At 44.0% G+C, this 19,760-nt stretch carries 14 protein-coding genes; 8 read left to right on the forward strand and 6 right to left on the reverse strand.

The features are described 5' to 3' along the window. The first annotated feature begins 3 nt into the window (after positions 1-3). From AAA943_RS20350 to AAA943_RS20365, 4 genes are all read left to right on the forward strand, one after another. Positions 4-456, forward strand: coding sequence for a single-stranded DNA-binding protein (locus AAA943_RS20350; protein WP_338226216.1), 453 nt, complete (start codon positions 4-6; stop codon positions 454-456). 72 nt (positions 457-528) lie between these two features. Next, positions 529-1,878: a gliding motility-associated protein GldE gene (gene gldE / locus AAA943_RS20355; RefSeq protein WP_338226217.1), complete on the forward strand. Its 1,350-nt coding sequence runs from the start codon at positions 529-531 to the stop codon at positions 1,876-1,878. Positions 1,879-2,458: 580 nt separating this feature from the next. Then, on the forward strand, positions 2,459-6,949 hold the full coding sequence (gene gltB, locus AAA943_RS20360; protein WP_338226218.1) for a glutamate synthase large subunit: 4,491 nt from the start codon (positions 2,459-2,461) through the stop codon (positions 6,947-6,949). 1 nt (position 6,950) lies between these two features. Continuing rightward, positions 6,951-8,426, forward strand: coding sequence for a glutamate synthase subunit beta (locus AAA943_RS20365; protein ID WP_338226219.1), 1,476 nt, complete (start codon positions 6,951-6,953; stop codon positions 8,424-8,426). A gap of 104 nt (positions 8,427-8,530) precedes the next feature. Here AAA943_RS20365 and AAA943_RS20370 read toward each other — a convergent pair whose 3' ends face one another. Both AAA943_RS20370 and AAA943_RS20375 read right to left on the reverse strand, forming a co-directional pair. Continuing rightward, positions 8,531-8,935, reverse strand: coding sequence for a DUF4890 domain-containing protein (locus AAA943_RS20370; RefSeq protein ID WP_338226220.1), 405 nt, complete (start codon positions 8,933-8,935; stop codon positions 8,531-8,533). 84 nt (positions 8,936-9,019) lie between these two features. Further along, a complete protein-coding gene (locus AAA943_RS20375; RefSeq protein ID WP_338226221.1) occupies positions 9,020-10,357 on the reverse strand; it encodes an NAD(P)/FAD-dependent oxidoreductase in 1,338 nt (445 codons plus the stop codon). A gap of 148 nt (positions 10,358-10,505) precedes the next feature. Between AAA943_RS20375 and AAA943_RS20380 the strand changes: the two genes are divergently transcribed. Next, positions 10,506-11,213: a YebC/PmpR family DNA-binding transcriptional regulator gene (locus AAA943_RS20380; RefSeq protein WP_338226222.1), complete on the forward strand. Its 708-nt coding sequence runs from the start codon at positions 10,506-10,508 to the stop codon at positions 11,211-11,213. A gap of 21 nt (positions 11,214-11,234) precedes the next feature. Further along, entirely contained in the window at positions 11,235-11,801 is a 567-nt protein-coding gene (gene yjjX, locus AAA943_RS20385; RefSeq protein ID WP_338226223.1) for an inosine/xanthosine triphosphatase, read from the forward strand. A gap of 205 nt (positions 11,802-12,006) precedes the next feature. Here the strand turns inward: yjjX and AAA943_RS20390 are convergent, their stop codons facing one another. Beyond that, positions 12,007-12,999 carry an NTPase gene (locus AAA943_RS20390; RefSeq protein WP_338226224.1) on the reverse strand — a complete coding sequence of 331 codons (993 nt, stop codon included), beginning with the start codon at positions 12,997-12,999 and terminating at the stop codon, positions 12,007-12,009. Between the two features lie 69 nt (positions 13,000-13,068). Here AAA943_RS20390 and AAA943_RS20395 point away from each other — a divergent pair, with 69 nt between their 5' ends. After that, positions 13,069-14,001, forward strand: a complete 933-nt coding sequence (locus AAA943_RS20395; RefSeq protein WP_338226225.1) for a M28 family peptidase — start codon at positions 13,069-13,071, stop codon at positions 13,999-14,001. Between the two features lie 30 nt (positions 14,002-14,031). Then, positions 14,032-15,810: a chloride channel protein gene (locus AAA943_RS20400; RefSeq protein WP_338226226.1), complete on the forward strand. Its 1,779-nt coding sequence runs from the start codon at positions 14,032-14,034 to the stop codon at positions 15,808-15,810. A gap of 429 nt (positions 15,811-16,239) precedes the next feature. On the opposite strand, the gene mtgA is transcribed toward AAA943_RS20400, so the two are convergent. The 3 genes from mtgA to AAA943_RS20415 form a co-directional block, all read right to left on the reverse strand. Continuing rightward, the gene (gene mtgA / locus AAA943_RS20405) at positions 16,240-16,935 is read right to left on the reverse strand and encodes a monofunctional biosynthetic peptidoglycan transglycosylase (RefSeq protein ID WP_338226228.1); all 696 of its coding nucleotides are present in this window, start codon (positions 16,933-16,935) and stop codon (positions 16,240-16,242) included. 6 nt (positions 16,936-16,941) lie between these two features. Beyond that, complete coding sequence (locus tag AAA943_RS20410) at positions 16,942-17,736, reverse strand: class I SAM-dependent methyltransferase (protein WP_338226229.1); 795 nt, start codon at positions 17,734-17,736, stop codon at positions 16,942-16,944. 96 nt (positions 17,737-17,832) lie between these two features. Beyond that, positions 17,833-19,743, reverse strand: a complete 1,911-nt coding sequence (locus AAA943_RS20415) for a DUF3857 domain-containing protein (protein ID WP_338226230.1) — start codon at positions 19,741-19,743, stop codon at positions 17,833-17,835. Positions 19,744-19,760 lie beyond the last annotated feature (17 nt).

Consider the following 19,760-nt stretch of genomic DNA (forward strand, 5'->3'; position numbering starts at 1 on the left):
GAAATGGCTGGAGTCAATAAAGTAATTTTGATCGGAAATCTCGGGGCAGATCCCGAAGTCAAATACCTCGAAGGGGACAAAGTTGTGGCAAACATCAGTTTGGCTACCACTGAAGCATACAAAGACCGTAGCGGAAATCGGGTCGAACAAACGGAATGGCATGATCTGGAGCTTTGGGATCAGCAAGCAAAAATAGCCGAGCAGTACCTGAAGAAGGGCTCACAAATCTACGTAGAGGGAAAAATCAAGTCAGACAAGTGGCAGGACGAACAAGGGCAAAACCGAAAAAAAATCCGGATTCGTGTCCTCAGCTTTACCATGCTGGGAGGAAGACCTGAAGGCAGTGGAGGAATGCCTCAATCCAATGAAATGTCCAATCCTTCTGCTACCCCGACCAAAACTTCCCAACCTGCTCCCGAGATGAAAGAAATAGAAGACGATGATCTTCCATTCTAAAAACCAACCAATTCCTCCGAAGTTTACATTCGGAGGAATTACTTATTTTTGCAAAAACATTTCGTATCCCCGATGGACGACCCCTACCCGAGTTATCTTGTCATCGCACAGATTGCCGAGCTTTCTCCCAACTATTTCCTGATCAACGGGTTAGTTCTTATTTTTTTGTTGATCTGTTCTGCCTTGGTTTCCGGGTCTGAAGTCGCCTTCTTCTCCTTGACCAATGATGAAATAGAAGGCCTGCGAGAAAGCAATCCTACCAAGGGAAGAAAAATCAGTGCGCTGCTCGCCCAACCCAAAACGCTGCTCAGCACTATTCTTATACTCAATAACCTGATCAATATTGGGATAGTCACCCTGACGACTTTCCTTACTTGGTCCATATTTGGAAATAACGCCTCAGGGATCGTTATCCTCTTGGTTCAGACCATAGGCGTCACTTTTGCCATTGTATTTTTTGGAGAGATCGTCCCAAAAGTCTACGCCAATCAAGCCAAGCTTCAGTTTTCCCTATCCATGGCTTCTGTCCTTTCTTTTTTCACATCCATACTCAAGCCCTTTTCTTATCTCCTGCTTGGTTTCGGCAACTTGATCGAAAAAAGAATCCAGCATAAAGGCTATTCTCTCTCGGTAGATGAACTGAATCAGGCTTTGGAAATCACCACAGAAGACACTCCTGAGGAAGAAAAAGAGATTCTCCGAGGGATTGTGAACTTTGGAACCCTCTCTGTCAAGCAGGTGATGAAAAGCCGGTTGGAAATCACGGCGGTGGATGTGGAAATGGACTTTCACGAACTCATGGACCGGATCAATAAAAGCGGCTATTCCCGAATTCCTGTTTATGAAGAGACCATTGACAATATCCTTGGAGTCCTGTACATCAAAGACCTTCTTCCTCATATCGAAAAAGACGAAAACTTTGACTGGAAGTCCCTTACCCGAAAATGCTTTTTTATCCCTGAAAACAAAAAAGTAGATGCTCTGCTCAAGGATTTTCAGAAAATGCGGGTACATATGGCCATAGTCGTAGACGAGTATGGAGGCACTTCCGGCTTGGTGACCTTAGAAGACCTGATTGAAGAAATCATCGGTGAAATCAACGACGAATTTGACGATGCAGAGGATTTCTTTTTCCAGGAAATTGATCAGGATACCTTTGTTTTTGAAGGAAAAGTCTCCCTTAACGATTTCTGTAAAAAACTGGAGGTGGATTCGCAGATTTTCGACGAGGTCAAAGGAGAAAGCGAATCCTTGGGTGGCCTACTCCTCGAGATCAATTCCAAGCTTCCGAAAAACGGCACAAAAATCAATTACCTAGATTTTGAATTTACCGTGCTCGCAGTGGATGCGAGAAAAATCAAAAAAGTAAAGGTCCATCTGAAAAATCAAGGGACTAAAGAGGATGATAAATTCATGGATTGAGCTTTTAGGGATTGACTAGGATTAGGAAGGCTACAAACGGAATTTTATTTGCCAGAGAAACCTTTTTCGGATCGTCTGATCTGAAATACTGCTGTTAGTATTTTTTTGAGATAGTACCCTTCATGTCCTCTAATCGTCATTTCTTCTATAGATGCCCCTGCAATCTCGCCAAACAATAAACTTTGGCTGAAAAATTCTTAATTTTTATTTAATACCGATCTTCCAAATATAATTTTTAAATTATAACCACAATTGATGATTTGTTTCCCCTAATGAGTAATTGGGAGGAGAAAAAAATTTCTGCTTGAATAATTTTTTTTTGAAAAAACCAATTTTTTTTAAAATTCAATTTTTCATGAACAAAGAATACATTTTTAGACCCGCCTATTGAAAAATTTACATTGTTTTTTAAAATATCAGGTAAAAAACAAGGTCATTTTGTGATTATTAAATAATCAACCATTTCTAATTTTAGCAGATAATCCTTCATTTACAAGGCCGTATCATTGCTTAAATTTTAACAAAGGGAATTTTTTTTGTATTTTTTGGAAATTTTGAACCTATAAAAACCTAAAAAATAATGCAGCAAGGAATGTATCGGCCGGAATTTGAGCATGACTCATGCGGCATTGGTGCAGTGGTAGATTTGAGCAATACCCCAACCCACGAGACAATCAGCGATGCTTTGTATATGCTGAGCAATATGGAGCACCGGGGAGGAAGAGGCGCGGATCCCAAAACAGGAGATGGAGCTGGAATTTCAATTCAAGTCCCACATGAATTTTTGAAAGATGTGACCGCCCGAACGGAAATTTCTCTTCCCGAGCCCGGTTCATATGGCGTGGGAATGACTTTTTTCCCTAAAAACAAACAGCTCTTTCTCAAATCTAAAGAGCTTTTGAATCAACTCATCGACCAATTGGGATTTGAGCTTATTGGCTACCGTACGGTGCCGGTAGACGAAACCATCCCAGGCTCAGGGGCCTTGGATGTGATGCCCAATATTGAGCAGCTATTTGTAAGGCATAAAGAAGGCCTCAGAGATGTAGAGCTGGAAAGAAAGCTTTACATCCTGAGAAACTATGCTACTTCCGAGATCAACTCCAAGATAGCGGGAGTCAACCGCTCCTTTTATTTTGCAAGCTTGAGCAGCCGCACCTTGATATATAAAGGTCAGCTCAGAACAGATCAGGTATTGCCCTTTTATAAGGACTTGCAAAATCCAAGGATCGAATCTGCTTTTGCTATCGTTCACTCCCGGTTTTCTACCAACACCTTCCCCAATTGGAGGCTGGCGCAGCCTTTCCGCTTCTTGTCCCACAACGGGGAAATCAACACTATTCGGGGCAACCTGAACAAAATGAAGTCAAAAGAGGCCTTGATGAAATCCAAGCTTTTCACTGAGGAGGAATTGGCCATGCTCTTGCCGATCACGGACAAGCACAATTCTGACTCCGCCAATTTGGATGCCATGGTGGAGCTTCTCACTCTAAGCGGACGGTCTCTTCCCCACTCCATGATGATGCTCGTGCCTGAAGCCTGGCAGGATAATGAAGTGATGGATCGGGACCGAAAAGCCTTCTATAAGTTTCATGCCTCCTTAGTGGAGCCTTGGGACGGGCCTGCAGCCTTACTCTTTACCGATGGAAAATCCGTGGGAGCTACCTTGGACCGAAATGGTCTCAGGCCCCTTCGCTATTTCATCACGCGGGATCAGCGACTTGTTCTTTCTTCGGAAGCCGGTGCACTTCCTATCCGGGAAGCCACTATCACCGAAAAGGGCCGAATAAGTCCAGGGAAAATGATTTGGGCTGACTTGGAAAAAGGCAGAGTTTTATTTGATGAAGAAGTGAAAGGGGAAATCTGCCGACAGCAGCCCTATGAGAAATGGGTCAATGAGAAGCGGACCAAGCTACGCTTTGTGCCGGACCCGGAAGAAATGGCTTTTCCTTACCAAAATGACAAGCTTAAAAAGTGTCAGACCGTATTCGGCTATACTTCTGAGGAGCTTAAAGTGATCCTAAGCCCCATGGGGGACACTGGCTACGAACCGGTTGGATCTATGGGAGCAGATACTCCGCTTGCGGTACTCTCCAAGCAGAGCCAGCATATTTCCAATTATTTCAAGCAGCTCTTTGCTCAAGTCAGCAATCCTCCCATCGATCCTATCCGGGAGCGATTGGTAATGTCTTTATTCACCAGAATCGGTGAGGGCCACAATATCCTCGAAGAATCCCCAGAGCACACCAAGCAGATACATATTTCCCAGCCGGTACTGCTTAATGAGGATTTGGAGAAAATCACCCTCATGGAGCACCTAGGCTATCGATCTCAGCGTCTCTTTGGTCATTTCAGAGCTGATCATCAGCCGGGACGCCTGTTGGAAGCCATAGACAAGCTTTGCCAAGAAGCGGAAGATGCCATTCATGAAGGAAAAAATGTGCTGATCATTTCCGATAGAAAAAGCTCGGAAGATTGGGCCCCAATCCCTTCCCTTTTAGCTATTGGAGCTGTTCATCAGCATTTGGTCAGAAAGAAAATCCGAACCCGTGCGGGATTGGTATTGGAATCAGGAGATATCCGGGAAGTCCATCATTTCGCCACTGCCATAGGCTATGGTGTATCCGCAATCAACCCCTACCTAGCCTTGGAATCCCTTCTCCAACTCATGGAAAGCGGACAGCTGCCTAAGGTGAAAGATCAAAAAACACTTTTTGCCAACTATCAGGCGGCAATCGGAAAGGGTTTGCTCAAAGTTCTTTCCAAAATGGGAATATCCACCCTTCAGTCTTATCAGGGCTCTCAGATTTTTGAGGCCATTGGATTGGGACCCGAGGTCATTGACCGCTGCTTCACCGGTACGGTATCCAGAATCAGTGGGGTATCCTTTGATGAATTGGCGGAGGAAGTGCTAGCCAGACATCGGGCAGCTTACGAAACCCATAGCCCTGTTTTGGAGACAGGTGGAGTCTATCAGTGGAAAAGACGTGGAGAGAAGCACATGTTCAATCCCGAAACCATCCATCTCCTTCAGAAATCCACCCGATTGGGCGACTACGAACTTTATAAAAAGTTTGCATCCAAAATCAATGAGCAAACTACAGACGCACTGACTCTCCGGGGACTTTTTGAATTCAAGAAAAGAATCAGCATCCCCTTGGACGAAGTAGAGCCTGAAGAGAACATCCTCCGGCGATTTGCAACTGGAGCTATGTCTTTCGGTTCTATTTCACATGAGGCGCATACTACCTTAGCCATCGCCATGAACCGGATCGGTGCCAAAAGCAATTCCGGCGAGGGGGGTGAAGACGAAATCCGCTATCAGAAAAAAGAAAACGGGGATTGGGAGCGATCAGCCATTAAGCAAGTAGCTTCTGGTCGATTTGGAGTGACCTCCCACTACCTCACCAACGCCGATGAAATCCAAATCAAAATGGCCCAAGGTGCCAAGCCAGGAGAAGGCGGACAGCTACCGGGCCACAAAGTGGACGAATGGATTGGAAGAGTCCGGCATTCTACGCCGGGCGTTGGGCTAATTTCTCCTCCTCCACACCATGACATTTATTCGATTGAGGATCTAGCTCAGCTGATATTTGACTTGAAAAATGCCAACCGTCAGGCTCGCATCAATGTAAAACTGGTATCCCAAGCCGGTGTAGGCACTGTAGCCGCAGGAGTGGCCAAAGCCATGGCGGATGTCATTTTGATCTCAGGTGCTGATGGTGGCACAGGCGCTTCTCCTCTCAGTTCGATCCGTCATGCAGGTCTTCCTTGGGAATTGGGTCTTTCGGAAGCGCATCAGACTTTGGTCAAAAACAACCTCAGAAGCCGCGTAGTCCTACAGACCGACGGGCAAATCCGAACCGGAAGGGACATTGCTATTGCCACTCTGTTAGGAGCGGAAGAGTGGGGAGTAGCAACCGGGGCCTTGGTAGTAGAGGGATGCATCATGATGAGAAAGTGCCACCTGAACACTTGCCCTGTAGGAATTGCCACTCAAAATCCAGAACTGAGAAGACTTTTTACCGGTGATCCGGATCATGTGGTCAATTATTTCAGGTTCCTGGCACAGGACCTGCGTGAAATCATGGCATCACTTGGCTTCCGCACCATCGATGAAATGGTGGGGCAAAGTCATGTCCTACAATCCACAGGACACCTCAATCACTGGAAATGGGACAAGGTGGACCTTTCACCGATTTTCCACCGAGTAGAAGTGCCCGACCACGTGGGAATTCACAAGCAAATCGATCAGGACTTTGAGCTTAACCAAGTCCTTGACCGTCAACTGATTCAGGTAGCCACCCCGGCTTTGGAACAAGCCATCCAAGTAGAAGCCAACTTTCAGATCAAAAACACAGACCGATCTGTGGGAGCGATGCTTTCAAACGAAATCTCAAAAATCTATGGAGGAGTAGGCCTACCCGAGGACACCGTTCATTTCAAGTTTTCCGGCTCAGCGGGCCAAACTTTCGGAGGATTCCTGGCCAAAGGAGTCAACTTTGAACTGGAAGGGGAAGCCAATGACTATTTCGGAAAAGGGCTTTCCGGAGGAAAACTTATCGTATATCCAAGCAGAAATGCACGTTTTGCTGCGGAAGAAAACATCATCATCGGCAATGTGGCCTTCTATGGTGCCACCTCAGGAGAAAGCTATATCAATGGAAAAGGAGGAGAACGCTTCTGCGTCAGAAATTCTGGAGTAAAAGCTGTGATCGAAGGAATCGGGGATCACGGATGTGAATACATGACCGGAGGATTGGTGATCAATTTGGGAGAAATCGGCCGCAATTTCGCGGCAGGTATGAGCGGTGGAATTGCCTACATTCTCAAAGAATACATCACTGAGATCAACACCGAAATGGTGGATCTGGACTTGATGGATGAGGAAGACCTTTCCACTATGAAAATTTATCTCAAAAGGCATGTCAAGCTGACTAACAGTAAACTGGGTCAGAAATTCCTTGACCATTGGGAGACCGTCCAAGACCTCTTTATCAAGGTCATCCCGAGAGATTACAAGGCGGTACTACAGAAAAGAGCAGAAGAACAAGCAAAATCATTGGTTTAAGATGGGAGCGAAAGAAGGATTTATTCAATTTAAGAGAGAAACCCCTGTCACACGTGATCCCCAAGAAAGGATAGGTGACTACAAGGAAATCTATGAGCCCTTTTCAGGGGAAAAATTAAATCATCAAGCGGCCCGATGCATGGACTGTGGAGTCCCGTTTTGCCATCATGGTTGCCCATTGGGTAATGTGATTCCGGAATTCAACGACGCGGTATATCAACAGGAGTGGGAACAGGCCATCCGCATATTAAAAAGTACAAATAACTTCCCTGAATTTACGGGAAGAATCTGTCCGGCACCCTGTGAGGCCAGCTGCGTGCTAGGGATCAATAAGGATCCGGTAGCGATTGAACTGATAGAGAAAAACATTGCCGAAAAGGCCTACGAGCTAGGCTTGATCCAAGCGAATCCGCCAGCAGCACGAACGAGCAAAAAAGTGGCAGTCATTGGCTCCGGACCAGCCGGATTGGCGGCTGCCGACCAGCTGAATCAGGCAGGCCATGAGGTGACTCTTTTTGAAAAAGACGCCAAAGTAGGAGGTCTGCTTCGCTATGGTATTCCCGATTTCAAATTGGAGAAATGGGTCATTGACCGAAGAATTGAAATCATGGAAAAAGAAGGAGTCATCTTTTCCACCCAAACCGAAATCGGATTTAATGTCAAAGCTGAAAACATTCTCAAAAACTTTGATGCGGTGGTTTTGGCCACCGGAGCAGCTCAGCCTAGAGGACTGAACATCCAAGGAGATCATTTGAAGGGTGTTCATTTTGCCATGGAATTCCTGGGTAAACAAAATCAGGTCATTGGTGGGGAAATCCCCGAAAACCCGATTCAGGCCAAAGGAAAGCATGTCCTGGTAATTGGTGGAGGAGATACCGGAAGCGATTGTATTGGCACCTCCAATCGCCATGGAGCTGCTTCGGTCACCCAATTGGAGTTGTTGCCTAAGCCTCCCAAAGAGCGAACTCAGGTGAATCCTTGGCCGGAGTGGCCCATGACCTTGAAGACTTCGAGTTCTCATGAAGAAGGAGCCGAGCGCATTTTTTCTGTATTGACCAAGGAATTTATCGGAAACGAAAAAGGAGAAGTCACCGGTCTCAAAGTGGCCGACATCGAATGGATTGAAAAAGGAGGCAGAATGACCTTCGTTGAGATTCAGGGGTCGGAGCGAATTATACCCTGTGATTTAGCCTTCATTGCTATCGGCTATCTGGGGCCTGCTCAAAATGGCCTTTTAGAAGCTTTTGGGGTAGAAAAAATCGAAAATCAAACCCTTCCAAAATCCAAAAATTTTCAAAGTACCAATTCGAAAGTGTTTCTGGCAGGGGACATGAGAAGAGGGCAGTCCTTAGTAGTTTGGGCAATTTCTGAAGGAAGGGAAGCGGCTGTGAAGGTAGATGAATTCCTGATGGGAAGTTCCAGTCTCCCGAGAAAAGACGAGTCCTATTTTCGGGTTGACGAGCACATCGCAGGTTAAAATCCTCGCTGAATTGCTTCAGTATGGGATTGTATTTTGAGTATCCTGTTTAGTTGACTCCCTGCGATACAGAAAGCCGCCCGAAAGGCGGCTTTCTTCATTTTTCAGTTGTCTCCACGAGGACCTCTTCGTATCTCACTTCGGTCGTGAATCTGGCCCTCAGGTCTCCTTCTGCCTCGGTTTTCTTCCTTTAATTCTTCCCAGGCTTTGCGTTGCTCTTCGTTCAATATTTGTTTGATCCGCTCATCCTGAGCTTTCAATTCCGCCCTTTTTTCGGCTGATTCGGCTTTTCTAACTTCCACCTCCAGTTCTCTTTTTTTGGCGTTTTCCAAATTGATGGAAAAGATTTCAGCTTTTTGGTCTTCTGTGAGTGCCAGTTTTTCGGCCATTCGTTCTGTCATCTTCTGAGCTCTTTCTTCAGGACTTGGAGGAGTTCTTTTTCCTTCTTGTGCAGTTACACTTAGGCTGGCAAATACCATAAGGACTGCACCGATTATCCACTTTTTCATGTTGTTATTGGTTTTGTTTCAGGATTTAGACCCTGCTCCTCGCATCAGGTTTAATTCCTTTCTCCTCCCGGATGTTAACAAATGCTAATTGATGGATTTTTCTTCGATCAGTCCCTTCCTCTCGGATGCCCGGACATATTTAGGTTTGATCAGAAGGCGGAGACTGGGATCAAAACTCAGGTAGTTCCAAGACCAATCCAAGAAGATAAACAGCTTATTTTTCACTCCCAGAATAGCCATCAAATGCACAAACAACCAAGTCAACCAAGCCAATACTCCCTGAAACTTTACAAAAGGCAAATCCACCACGGCAAGTTTTCTTCCCACTGTGGCCATAGACCCCAAGTCTTTGTACCGGAAAGGAATGAGGGGCTTGCCAGTGATTGTATTTTTGAGATTTACTGAGAGGTTTTTGGCTTGTTGTATGGCGACCTGTGCTACCTGAGGATGACCTTTAGGTTGACTTTCTTCGGCCATTAGACACTGATCCCCCAATACGAAAATTCTTTCCGAGCCGATCAGCTGATTGTATGTATTGACCAGCATTCGCCGATTACCGGAGTACTGCTCTGGATGGAACCCCTCAATTGCATTGGGTTTGATTCCTGCTGCCCAAAGCAGCGTTTCGGTTTTGATGGGTTCCTTTCCTTCGATCTGAACTTCTTTTCCGTCGTAGTCCAAAACTCGGGTACTAAGGTAAACCTCCACCCCTAATTGCTGAAGATATTGTAATGCATGACTTTGGGACTCCTGACTCATCGCTCCCAGCAAGCTGGGACCTGCCTCGATCAAGACCACTTTCATGTTTTTGAAGCTTAGCTCGGGATAGTCCTTTGGAAATACATTATTTCTCAGCTCAGCCATGGCTCCGGCAAGCTCTACTCCGGTAGGTCCGCCACCGACGATGACGACATTCATGAGTGTTTTTCTCTCCTCCACTTTTTCGATGGAAATCGCCCGCTCGTAGTTGGAGATGATTTTATTCCGAATGTATAGCGCCTCAGATACTGTCTTCATGGGCGAGGCAAAATATTCGATGTTTTTAGCTCCGAAATAATTGGTATCCGCACCCATCGCAAGCACTAGAAAATCATAATCCAAATAGCCGATGTCCGTGAACAGTCGGTTTTTCTTTTGGTCCACGCTCACTACTTCTGCCATACGAAAGGTAACATTACGAGTAGACTGAAAAATCTTACGGATGGGGAATGAAATGGCAGAAGGTTCAAGCCCGGCTGTAGCCACTTGATAAAAAAGCGGCTGAAACTGGTGAAAGTTGTTTTTGTCCAAAAGAATTACCTGAAATGGCCCGCCTTTAAGGCTTCGGGCAAGCTTCAAGCCGGCAAATCCGGCTCCTACGATGACTACTTTGGGCAGGTTGAGTTGAGGCAAGTTGGGTATGGGAAAGGAGGCAGAGGTCATAGCATGTGGGTTGATTCTAGTCTTTACACGGATTTTATCTGGTCAAGATTGAAGATTTGACTGCTGTTTTCTTTTTTCTCCAGTTCTTTTCCTCTTTCCCCCAAGTAAAAAGAATTGTTATTTTTGCCCACCTCAAATATGAAAATCCATGGGAAGAGCATTTGAATTCAGGAAAGAACGGAAGTTCAAGCGATGGGACAAGATGTCCAAGGTATTTACCCGATTGGGAAAAGAAATCGTGATGGCTGTCAAAGCCGGTGGACCTGACCCTACTTCTAATGCCAAGCTGAGAACAGTAATTCAAAATGCTAAGGGTGCCCAAATGCCCAAGGACCGGATTGAAGCTGCCATAAAGCGAGCATCAAATAAGGATGAAAAAGACTACGAAGAGATTGTTTACGAGGGTTATGGCCCCTATGGAATTGCAGTCATCGTAGAAACCTCCACAGATAATACCAACCGCACCGTAGCCAATATCCGATCCTACTTCACCAAAGCAGGAGGTTCATTGGGCACCTCGGGTTCAGTCAGCTTTATGTTTGACCGCAAAGCAGTATTCCGCTTTGCCAAGGGAGGTTTTGATATGGAAGAGCTGGAGTTGGAACTGATTGATTTTGGCTTGACCGATATTGACGAAAACGAAGGGGAACTATTCGTTTACACTGAATTTGAAGACTTCGGAGCTATGCAAAAGGCCTTGGAAGACAAGGGAATCGATATCATCTCGGCGGATTTTCAGCGATTCCCAACCACACTCACCGAACTTACTGAAGAGCAAGAAGAAGTCATCAACAAGCTGATCGATCGTCTGGAAGAAGACGATGATGTAAATCAGGTATTCACCAATATGGCCTAAATCATACACCGGCCTTAATTCATGCAGTTTAAACGTAGAGAAAATCTTAAGCCTTCCGAAAAACTTTTGGTTTTGGTAGGAAGCAAAAACCCTGTAAAAATTTCCTGTACAGAGGATGCTTTTACTCAGGCCTTCAATAGGTCCTTTCTGGTAGAGGGCATTCATGCATTTTCCGGAGTACCAGATCAGCCCATAGGGGATGAACAAACCCTACTGGGTGCAAAAAATCGGGCACAAAACTCCAGGGATGTATTTCCTGAAGCAAATTTTTGGGTTGGCATCGAAGGAGGAGTAGATGAAGATGCACATGGAATGTTTGCCTTTGCCTGGATTTACATTTTGGGAAAAAATGGAAAGAAAGGACAAGCTAAAACGGGTTGCTTTTACCTACCCAAAAAAGTGGCAGATTTAGTCAAAGACGGGATGGAATTGGGAAAAGCAGATGATTTGATCTTCGAAAAAGAAAACTCCAAACAAAGCGGAGGATCTGTGGGGATATTGACTAAAGGAGTAATCAATCGGTCAGCCTATTATGAACAGGCGATCATCCTTGCACTGATTCCTTTCCTTAATGAAAATATTTATTAAAGAGTAGGAAATCATAAATAAAATTGATTATTAATTTTTTATTTAGAAATTATTAAAAATAATTGCAAAAGTGAAGATTAATCTCTTCTTTTAAGAAATAAGCGATTGATATCAAGTTTTCTGCTTTTGGTCCCCCTTTTAAGTAAAAGTTGCTCTAATCACCCCATAGTCAATTTTACTTCAAAGCCTCCTCCGGGAGGCTTTTTCATGCAGGCTTTTGCAAGTTTTTTAGAAATTGTGTCAATGCCACTTTCCAATCCGGGTCGGCGTCCCACTCCGGTCCTATATAAAGTTCATCTCTGACCAAAAACTTGATGTAAAATTTTACCACAGTTTGAGCCCCCTCTTCACCCCCAAGCGGCTCCAAACCCATACTTTCCATCAAGTCAGCTTGTCTACCTTCTACTCTGACAAGCAAAAATTGGACACGATCCCGAATCAACTCCTGATTCGTCTTGGCCTCTGTCAGCCACTCGATTTGATGAGGATACAGATTTTCAAAAATTGATTGAATCTGGCTTTTCTGAGCTGCCTGCTCAGCAAGGATAGCTTCCTGGCTTTTCCCCAAAAGATCATATCGGAAATAGCTCATTAAGCCCGTCTCTGCGGAAGATCCTTCCAGAGGGATTCCCAATTTGAAAACTTCCAGGTTGAGTGGATTTCGAGGCAGAAATCGTTGGACCGATTGGGCTGTCTCTTGGGTACTGATCTGAGGAAATTCAGCTACGTCCAAAACCAGATAATTTTTGGAAGTATTTCCCTTGGCCACCTCTACCAATTGGCTTCCCGCCTCATCCCAATCCTTCCCTGAAACTCCATATAAACCTGTAGTGGGGATGATTTTTCCATCCCCACTAAAAGGTCCAATATGAATGCTCAGCTTTTGCTTTTGCCGGGTTACGAAAATTATATTTTTCACTTGGCGTTGCAAAAAGGCCCTGGCATAGTCTGCCTGCCTAGCTTCGGAGAGGACTACCTGCTCCAGCTCAAAATAGGCGATAGGATCTGCCCCCGCCTCTACCAAATGAAGATGCACGCTGTCTGCCAGCTCTCGCCAGGATAATACGGGTCTGGCACCGGGATCTGAGGATACGACTACAACGGATTTCCCGTTGAAAAAACTTTCAGGCAAGGCCCCCTGCGAAAACACAGCCATCGAAAAAGAAAAAAACAAAAGAAAAGAGCCGATATATTTCATTGAATCAGGTGGCAGAGATGTTTAGCTTAGTATTTTTACGAATATACACAACGCTCAAAATATCGACAGATGCTGAAACAAAACCTGAAAATTCTTCTGTTTATTTCTTTCTTCTCCCTGAATTTTCCTGTCCTTTCCCAGAAAGTAGATTCTGAGCAGCTACTCAAGCATATCCAATACCTCTCCTCAGATCAATTAATGGGCAGAAAGCCATTGACTGAGGGAAACTTGGCCGCTCAAAAGTATATTTTGGATTATTACAAAAGCTTGGCCCTTCCGGAACCCATCTATCCTGATTTTATCCAGCGCTTTTCCTTTGAAAACAGGAGAGAAAAGAAAACTTATGAAGATGCAGCCAACTTGGTGGCGCTCATTCCTGGAAGTGAATCCAAAAAAGTGATCGTCATCACTGCACACTACGACCACGTAGGTGTAGGCAGACCTGATTCCAGCGGAGATTCCATCTACAATGGGGCCGATGACAATGCCTCCGGGACAGCTGCTTTGCTGGCTTTGGCCGATTACTTTTCCGAAAATCGTCCCAAACATGCGATCCTATTTGCGGCTTTGGATGCCGAAGAGATGGGCCTACAGGGCGCCAAAGCTTTGGTCAGGGACTTCCCCTATCCTCTGGAGCAGATCGTGGTTAATATCAATATGGATATGATTTCCAGAAATGACCAAAATGAACTCTATGCCTCAGGCACTTACCACAATCCTCAATTCAGACCTATTTTGGAAAAAGCCTCTGCGTCTCTTTCTCCAACGCTCAGATTCGGCCACGACCAACCGGGAACCGGCAGGGAAGATTGGACACAGTCGTCCGATCATGGTCCGTTTTTTGAAAAGAAGGTACCACACCTCTATTTCGGAGTAGAAGATCACAAAGACTACCATCGTCCTTCCGATGAGTTCGAAAACATTCAGGAAGAATTTTACATCAACGCGACCAATTTGATTCTCCGATGCATTCTGGCTCTTGATGAACAACTTCCCCAATAAACGATGGCTCAGCCGTAAATCACCTAAAATTTGGCAAAAACTGATCTCATAACAAGACTGCTCGTTTGGAGGCTCAAGCACATGAGCAATCAAGCCTTTGTGCTCATTCTCAGTGGATTGATTGGGATTTTGTCAGGGATCGCAGCGGTGATCCTTAAAGAGGCCGTACATGCAATTCAGAAATTTCTTACCGAGGATTTCTATACTGAATACGCCAATTTCCTCTATATTCTCTATCCCCTCATCGGCATTGGCGTCGCTTACTTTGCGGGAAAATACCTGCTCAAAGACGTGGGCGGACATGGCATCCCTGACGTACTTTTTAATATTTCAAAAAACTCCGCCTTGATTCCACGAGTGAAAATGTACAGTCGGGTGATCACTTCGGCACTGACCGTGGGATTTGGCGGTTCGGTGGGATTGGAAGCACCCATGGTAGTGACAGGCTCGGCGATCGGATCAAATGTGGGCCTTCTGATGCATCTCAATGCCAAAAAGAGAGCCTTGCTGATAGGTTGTGGTGCAGCCGGGGCCATTTCAGCCATATTTGGAGCCCCCATTGGGGCTGTGATTTTTGCAGTGGAAGTGATCCTCTTAGAGGTCAGTTCTGCCAGCTTTATTCCGCTATTGATCGCCTCAGTGATGGGGTCCCTGACATCCATGATCCTTATGGGCAAGGAATCCATTTTCAAATTCAATCTGACGGATTCCTTCAGTGCCAGTCACATGCCCTATTATTTTCTTTTGGGCATTGGATGCGGGCTTGTTTCCTTGTATTTCTCCCGGATGGTGAGAAAAACCGAGCGAGCCATGGAGGATTTGAATGATCAGTGGATGCGTCTTCTCTATGGCGGGGCATTTCTAGGATTCATTGTGTTTTTCTTTCCCCCCATTTATGGAGAAGGATACGAGACGCTAAATCTCCTCATCGAAGGTAAATCCGCTCAGATTCTTGAAAAAAGCCCTTTCTTTTCCTCATTTGAAAATCCCCTATTGATCATCGGGTTTTTGATTATGATCATCTTGCTCAAGCCGATTGCCTCTGCGATTACTTTAGGTGCCGGGGGAAGTGGAGGAATCTTTGCCCCTTCCCTGTATGTGGGAGGTATCTTGGGGTTTGTTTTTGCCTATACCAAAAACATGGTGGATTTTCATATTGAGCTGCCTTTGGCACATTTCACTTTGGTGGCCATGTGTGGAGTCATGGCTGGAGTGCAGCACTCACCTCTCTCCGCAATTTTCCTTATTGCAGAGATTACGGGAGGCTACGAGCTGTTTATTCCCTTGATGTTTGTCTCCGCTATTTCATTTACCACCACCACTTATTTTCAAAAGGACAGCCTGTACAAGCTACAACTTCGAGATCAAGGAAAATCCCTTCCTGAAACCAAAGATCAGGAGCTCTTGGATACAATCACCCTATCTCATGTAATTGAACGGGATCTTTTGCCAATTCACCACGAAGCCAGGCTTCTGGATTTGATTAACTTGGTCAAAGTCTCAAAAAGGAATATTTTCCCTGTAGTAGATGACCAAAAACGCCTTTTGGGGATCATTACTCTGGATGATATCCGAGACATCATGTTTGATCCGGAAAAACAAAAAAGCCTCTTGGTAAAGCAACTTATGCACAGTCCCCCTGAAGTCCTATCCATTACTGAAAATATGCAAACAGCCATGGAAAAGTTTGAGCGCTCAGGGGCTTGGAATCTGCCTGTTTTGGAAGAAGAACGATACATCGGCTTTGTTTCCAAGTCAAGAATTTTCAACGCCTACCGCAAAAGATTACTCAGACAAAAGCACGATTAAAGCCCATTTAGAATAAAATTTGGATTTCTGATTTATCCACTTTTTTGAAAAAATCAGCCCAAGCAAATTTTCTACTTAGCAAACTTTATCCACAAAATTGCTTGCAGGAATTTTTTGTATATTCTTGTTTTTCAGTTATTTATGACAATGTTCAAAGGACATGTGGATAAATAATTGATTTTGTGGATAAATTTTTCTTGTTTTTTTTTTATACCTCTCAGAGCATTTGAAGGCAATTTTTCAAAAAATCTCAAACATTTTCCTACTGAAAAAAGATGTTCAATTTACACCCGGAAAAATTCCCGTTTTAGAATAAAATTTGGTTCAATCTACCCTTGTTTTTTGAGCTTACCGATAAGAAAAAATTTGTGACTAAGCATTCCAAGAGATTCTGGAAAATTTGAAATTTTAATAGGAATAGTTCAATTTTTATTTTCCGTACCCCACAGGCTCTAGATTGTTCATTTGCCTCAATATCCAAGCCTGCCTTCCTTTGATGTAACTAGTCGGCCTTTTTGGATTCCATTGAAGAGGATTGGGCAAAACAGCCGCAATCAAAGCCGCCTGACTCCGGTTGACTTTTGCGGCCGGAATCTTGTAATAATGCTGAGCAGCCGCCTCGATGCCATAGATCCCATCTCCCATCTCGATGATGTTCAGATAGACTTCCATGATTCGCTCTTTGCCCCAAATCAGCTCCACCAATACGGTAAAATAGGCTTCCAGCCCTTTTCTGATGTAGCTCCTGCTTGGCCACAGAAAAGCATTCTTCACAGTCTGCTGGGTGATGGTACTTGCTCCCTTGATTCTTTTTCCCTTTTTATTGCCTTCCCATGCTTTCTCCATAGCTTCAAAATCAAAGCCGTTATGATCCGGGAATTTTTGGTCTTCAGCAGCTACCACAGCCTGAGGCACATGTCGGGAAATAGAAGAAATAGGCTCCCAATCTTTATACAACCTCATTTCTCTTTTTGAATCGGTCGCCTGCTCAAAAAGCCGAATCACCATCAAAGGGGTAATTGGAATTGGGACAAATCGATACAGAATTACCAATCCGATGGAAAGCCCAAAAAACCAGAGGGTTAATTTCCAAATGAAGCGAAAGACCCAACGAATTATTTTCATAGAGAATCAGACAGTAGCAAATGCCTGAACAAATTGAATAAAAAAAACGGCATTTTCATTCGCAGGTAATTTTTGGTATTCTTCTTCCATTTTCCTCACCTCCTCTTCTGTAATCAGGCCTGCTTTAATCAAATGCCCAGCACCGCTTTTCATCAATTTCACCCAAAAAGATACCATAATTTTTAGCTCCTCCGGGTGGGTTTGATCTAAGTGGAACCCGCCTAACCAATGCGAAATTTGGGTAAATCCCGCCTGCTGAAGGAGATTACCAAGACTTGCTCCGATGTTGGGATGCCCACCGATCCGACTCTGAAAATCATTGTAGGCCTTATAGTATTTCTGAGCGAACGGCAGGCTTGGAAAGGTGTAATGGGTGGAATTAAATACCTCAGTCAGGAATACTTTAGCTCCCGGCAAAAGATGTCTCTGTATTTTCTCCAATACTATCCTGGGCTCCGCAATATGCTCAAGAACCCAACAAATGTATACGGAGTCAAATTTTTGATCCAGATCCAAATCCATCGCATTCTGAACTGAAAAGGTGACCCTATCCTCAAATCCTCTAAGATTCTCCTTGGCCTTATCAACTTGAGCCTCAGAATAATCTACACAGGTGATTTTCAGCTGAGGAAAAAGACTAAGCAAAACTTGTGTTTGAGCCCCAACTCCGGAACCAATCTCCAGCAGGTGCTTACATCCCGAAAAATCAATCTTTTTGAAGATCTTAGGTGCCAAAAAACCCGCCTGATCGATCAGCCGCTGCTGCTCTTCGGGAATAAAACCATGAAGATAATTGGACATAGATAAATGGACTATTCGATCGGAAAGTTACAGGTGTTTAGCAAATTTTTTTCTCCCCTATTCTCAAATAAGTCCTCTATTCCAAGTTGCTGTGTTTTAGGGATTAGGAAAAGTAATCTTTTTCAAGATCACGGGAGATTTCAGCTTAGAAGAAACAGTCTCCATTAAAACCTTTAAATCACCATATTCGGAAACCGGAATCACTGAAGTACTGAATTCTAATCTGGATGATATTTTTAACTCATCATCTACCTTATTTATCAGATAACTAAACCGGATCGTCTTACTTGGATTGGTGATGGAAACAGACTCAGGATAATCCTCCAATTCAAATCCTTTAGGGATAGGAATGCTGGCATTAATATTTTCAAAAAACGGATAATTAAATTCAACTGGCAGCACTCGATCATTCTGCACAAAAGGATTTTCGAAAAATCTGGAAAAAGCAAAGGGAGTCAAATACAAAAGCTCATCTTTAGGTTCTTCCAACTTGGCATCAAAAAAAATGGAAAATGAACGTTGGCTTTCCACCTGATCCAAGCTTGTAAGGTTAGAAATTTCAAATCGATCAAACCTCTGATCTTTCTTTAGTAATTCAACCGAATCCTTAATTCCCTTCTGGTACTGACTCATCGCAAGGGCTTCCTGATCCAAAAATTTAATCTGACTCTTAAAGCCCATACTTCCATCCGAAAGACTTTCGAAGCTAACCATTTGTATACTTCCTGATCTATGAGTATAGGTCAAGTCCTCCAATCTTCCCTTATCAAACTCCAGTATAAATCCCCTATCCCTCACTTTTTCGATTGGTAGCATCCCAAACGGAACATTTGGATCACTGGCATCCACCAAAATATTATTCCCTTCTAAATTCAAAAGGACCACACAATCATGAAACTGATTAATAAAAGGAACCGGAATCAGCTGTGTCCTCCCTCGATATCTTTCATTGATCAAGACCAAATTTGCCTCAAATCCACTCCTCCTGAGCAGATGTAGAAACAAAAGGTTTTTATCAAAACTATTCCCCTCTTTTTTCTTCAATAGAATATCCAGTGGATAAATGGGCTCTATCCAAGAAGACTCTAAATACTTGATTTCATTGACTACATAGCGATAGATCTTCTTTGCCTGTTCCACCTTTGTCAAGCTGTCGAGTTTTATGGTGGGATAGTCTGGGATGGATTCTGGAGATTGGAAATAGTAGGAATTCATATCCGGGACCTGAAGCCAGGCATTCGCCAATTGACTCCAAGAAGAATACACGATTTCTGAATTTTCCGACTGGTTTGGACTTACATACTGACTGGAAAATAAATATCCATCCACCCGCTCCTGATAATCCAATAAATTACCAATAAATGGCTCATTTGGAAGGGAGGGAATATCCCTCCTAAGCCATGAGTATTGATTTTTTCGTTCGGAAATTTCAGCAGCTTCAGCCACTTGCTTTCCCTGCATGATCATTTGATACTGAAAAAAATCAGGGGCCTTAAAGCTGTACTTACTAAACAGGGCAGGGTACTTCTTTTGAAAGGCCCAGCCTTCTAAAATACCATATTCCTGATCTAGTTTCCGGTATTTCAATTCAAGAATACTCCCTTTTTTGACATGCGGAAATACCAAAACGTATTGAAATTCTCCTCCTCCAAGATTCACCTCCTTAATTTCATTTTTTGTAAGTACAAAGGTTTTCCGACTTCCATTTTCCAGATAGGAAACCTGAGCTTGGATTTTGGAAATGTCCTCAGTATTGTACTTACCCCTATAGTAAGGAATCAGGATGTCTCCAAAATTTTCATGATTATCATCGAGCACCTTAAACCGATAATGGTAATCTGTCGAAAGACCATTAATTACGAAATAGCTATTTGCCTCCTCCCACAAGGTCACCACTTTGGCATCAGGTTGAAATGGAACCTCTTCCAATACCAACTCCATTTCTGAATATTTCCCAAAATCAGCCTGACCCAAGCAAAACCCTACATTAAGTAAGGTTATAACCAAGATTAAAAGACTCTTTC

This window comes from Algoriphagus confluentis, assembly GCF_036245625.1.
GTDB lineage: Bacteria > Bacteroidota > Bacteroidia > Cytophagales > Cyclobacteriaceae > Algoriphagus > Algoriphagus confluentis.

Bases quoted from the DNA above. Each gene is read 5' to 3' on its own strand.
- AAA943_RS20395 (WP_338226225.1), top strand. From the start codon at position 13,069: ATGCTGAAACAAAACCTGAAAATTCTTCTGTTTATTTCTTTCTTCTCC.
- AAA943_RS20350 (WP_338226216.1), top strand. From the start codon at position 4: ATGGCTGGAGTCAATAAAGTAATTTTGATCGGAAATCTCGGGGCAGAT.
- AAA943_RS20375 (WP_338226221.1), bottom strand. From the start codon at position 10,357: ATGACCTCTGCCTCCTTTCCCATACCCAACTTGCCTCAACTCAACCTG.
- gldE (WP_338226217.1), top strand. From the start codon at position 529: ATGGACGACCCCTACCCGAGTTATCTTGTCATCGCACAGATTGCCGAG.
- yjjX (WP_338226223.1), top strand. From the start codon at position 11,235: ATGCAGTTTAAACGTAGAGAAAATCTTAAGCCTTCCGAAAAACTTTTG.
- AAA943_RS20390 (WP_338226224.1), bottom strand. From the start codon at position 12,999: ATGAAATATATCGGCTCTTTTCTTTTGTTTTTTTCTTTTTCGATGGCT.
- AAA943_RS20380 (WP_338226222.1), top strand. From the start codon at position 10,506: ATGGGAAGAGCATTTGAATTCAGGAAAGAACGGAAGTTCAAGCGATGG.
- mtgA (WP_338226228.1), bottom strand. From the start codon at position 16,935: ATGAAAATAATTCGTTGGGTCTTTCGCTTCATTTGGAAATTAACCCTC.
- AAA943_RS20410 (WP_338226229.1), bottom strand. From the start codon at position 17,736: ATGTCCAATTATCTTCATGGTTTTATTCCCGAAGAGCAGCAGCGGCTG.
- gltB (WP_338226218.1), top strand. From the start codon at position 2,459: ATGCAGCAAGGAATGTATCGGCCGGAATTTGAGCATGACTCATGCGGC.
- AAA943_RS20365 (WP_338226219.1), top strand. From the start codon at position 6,951: ATGGGAGCGAAAGAAGGATTTATTCAATTTAAGAGAGAAACCCCTGTC.
- AAA943_RS20370 (WP_338226220.1), bottom strand. From the start codon at position 8,935: ATGAAAAAGTGGATAATCGGTGCAGTCCTTATGGTATTTGCCAGCCTA.